This is a genomic window from Synechocystis sp. LEGE 06083 (assembly GCF_015207725.1).
Lineage (GTDB): Bacteria > Cyanobacteriota > Cyanobacteriia > Cyanobacteriales > Microcystaceae > Synechocystis > Synechocystis salina.
Genome location: NZ_JADEWJ010000385.1, coordinates 1 through 2605, shown reverse-complemented (window position 1 = coordinate 2605; position 2605 = coordinate 1). Strand labels below are relative to the sequence as shown.

The 2605-nt window shown below is 50.7% G+C and carries 2 protein-coding genes and 1 pseudogene; 2 read left to right on the top strand and 1 reads right to left on the bottom strand.

The genetic code is table 11. From position 1 onward, the window contains the following. On the bottom strand, positions 1-1044 hold a 1044-nt coding region (locus IQ219_RS18865; protein WP_194073631.1), incomplete at its 3' end, for a response regulator. A gap of 69 nt (positions 1045-1113) precedes the next feature. Between IQ219_RS18865 and IQ219_RS18860 the strand changes: the two genes are divergently transcribed. Both IQ219_RS18860 and IQ219_RS18855 read left to right on the top strand, forming a co-directional pair. After that, positions 1114-2388: an NAD(P)/FAD-dependent oxidoreductase gene (locus IQ219_RS18860; protein ID WP_194073630.1), complete on the top strand. Its 1275-nt coding sequence runs from the start codon at positions 1114-1116 to the stop codon at positions 2386-2388. Beyond that, a pseudogene (locus IQ219_RS18855) lies at positions 2352-2605 on the top strand (S-layer homology domain-containing protein); the annotation flags it as partial. The gene IQ219_RS18860 and the pseudogene IQ219_RS18855, both read left to right, overlap by 37 nt.

The following is a 2605-nucleotide window of genomic DNA, read 5'->3' as shown; positions in this document are numbered from 1 at the left end:
ATCTAGCAATAATCCAGTCATGCCGATGATGGCATTCATGGGGGTGCGAATTTCGTGGCTCATGGTGGCCAAAAATTCACTTTTGGAGCGGTTAGCTGCCTCCGCCGCACTGGTGGCTACCACCAATTCTTGATTTTGTTCGGCCAATTGTTGCCGCATGCGCCGTTCCATTTCCAGGGATTGCCCCTGAATCACTTCCACTTGTTTACGCTGGCTGATGTCCCGGTAAAGCCAAAAATGGCCCTGGGAGCTATCCCCTAACAAGATGGGCACATAATCTCGCTCAAAAAAACGTCCGTCCTGTAGGGACAGTTCCACTTTCAGTAATGGTTCCGGGTGCTCGATCACCAAAAAGTCTTCGGTTATGCCCTGGCCCTGGGAAACAAGGCCATTAATGCGGGGGGCGATCGCCGTTAAATTTTTCCCCAGCAGGAGTTCGGCGGGAAAACCGAGGTTAAACAGTCGAGCAAATTCGGGATTGACTACCACAATATTGCCAAGGGCGTCGGTCATTAGCACCCCCGCTTGCATATTTTGCACCAGGGTACTGAGGCGGGTGGAGGTGCAAGCCAAGGCTTCAGCGGTTTTGGCCTGTTCTAGTAGGGTATGGCGCAGATTGTCCCTGGTTTGTTTTAGTTCCAGGTGGGTCTTCACCCGGGCCAACAGTTCCGGCGGGCTAAAGGGTTTGGTGACATAGTCCACTGCCCCCTTGGCAAAGGCCTGGAGCAAATGTTGTTTTTCGTTGCTGGCGGTAAGAAAAATTACCGGAATATCTCTGGCCTGGGGATCCTGTTTAAGGCGATCGCACACTTCCAGCCCATCCATGCCGGGCATCATCAAATCCAACAGAATCAGGTCCGGTTGAGCCTGGGTCACCCGTTGCAGAGCTTCTGGCCCGGAGGTGACAAAGGTGGTGCTGTAACCTTCCCCTTCCAACAGCTCGGAAATGACATAGATATTATCTTTCACGTCATCTACCACCAGAATGAGAAAACTCTCTGGCTCAAAAGTGGCAATGGCTGAAGGGGGCTGGGATGGGGACATTACAAATTTGCCCGTTGATGTTTTGATTGTTGATGTTTCGATTATCTAGGGCAATAAGCCCACAGGCCGATGGAAGAGTTTGCAGTGGTGATAATTGGGGCAGGGCCCGCCGGGGGGCAATGTGCTCGACAGTTGGCCCGACAAGGTGTCCGAGTCCTGTTAGTAGAGCAACATTCAAATTTTAGCCAAAATAATTACTCTAGCGCCGCTAGTCCTTTGGAAACCATGGCATTGTTTGATCTGCCGCCAGAGGTGGTGGCCCGCTATTGGCACAATTTGGCGATCGCCGCCACCGAAAAAGAACAAGTCTGGTACAGCGATCAACCCCAGGGTGTGGTGTTCGATTTTGCGAAATTGCGACAATTTTTAGCGGATACGGTCACGGAGGGGGGGGGTCAGGTGTGGTTGGGGCACCGTTTTTTGAGTTACCAACCGGGGGAATCGGGGTTAGAGGTCACCCTATCTTGCCGAAATTTCCTAGGTACTGGGTCTACAGCCAAGATCACGATAAAAACCCAAGTGTTAATTGATGCCACCGGGTCAAAGCGGGCGGTGATTAATTATGGGCAACCCAAAGTCACGGATAATGGCCAATATTACCGAGGCATTGGCACAGAATATTTAATCGCAGTGGATGAAGCTACCCATGAACGTTTTGCCGACACCTTAGTTTTCTTCCTTGGTTACCGTTGGAGTCCCCAGGGTTATTCCTGGATTTTTCCCATGGATAATCACCAGTTGAAAGTGGGAACAGCGATTTTTGCTGGTCAACACCGTTATTTAGGTAAGTTAAAGCCGATCCGTGCCTACACTGAAGCCATTATCCGGGACTATTTAAAACTGGAAAAATCCCAATACCATCTGGAGGAAATCCACGGCTCCGTGTTGGACTATGCCATTAACCAGGGAGATACTTACCATCAAGGCCCCGTGGTGGCGATCGGGGATGCGGTATCGACGGTGAATTTTTTGGGAGGAGAAGGCATCCGCCATGGTATGCAGGGAGCTAATATTGCCGTTCCCTTTGTGCGGGATTATCTCCGGGGGGATCCAAAGGCTTTCGGAAAGTATGAGCAGGCGATGAAAACCCATTTTGCTGAACCCTGGCAACGGACAGAAAAATTAAGTCAACGGGTTTACCTAGAGTTTGGCGATCGCCAGATTGATTTGGGGGTGACGTACTTGAGCTATCTCCGCTATGAGGATGTGTTGGATCTTCTTTTCCATTACCGATTTGATAGGATCTATGGGGGCATTACTCCCCTATTGCTCAAAAAAGTTGCCCAATTCAGCCAGCAGTGCCGCCGATGGTTCAAAAATCTTCATCATTTTCCCCCTATTTAACTATTGGACTTTGTGCCCTGTTGGGGGCCTGCAGTGGCAACCAAGCGTTACAGGATCGTTTTGCTGCCAATCCTTCCCTGGGCAGTTCTCCCAATACCACTACCCCGGTTTCCCCTACTCCAACTCCCCAACCCACAGAGCCAGATTCTACCGCCACACCCACTCCAACCCCCACTGCTACCTTTTCTACGGGCACTTTTAGCGATCTAGAAAAAGT

What these genes read in the sequence shown, in the direction of transcription:
- IQ219_RS18860 (WP_194073630.1), top strand. Translation starts at nt 1,114, where the DNA reads ATGGAAGAGTTTGCAGTGGTGATAATTGGGGCAGGGCCCGCCGGGGGG.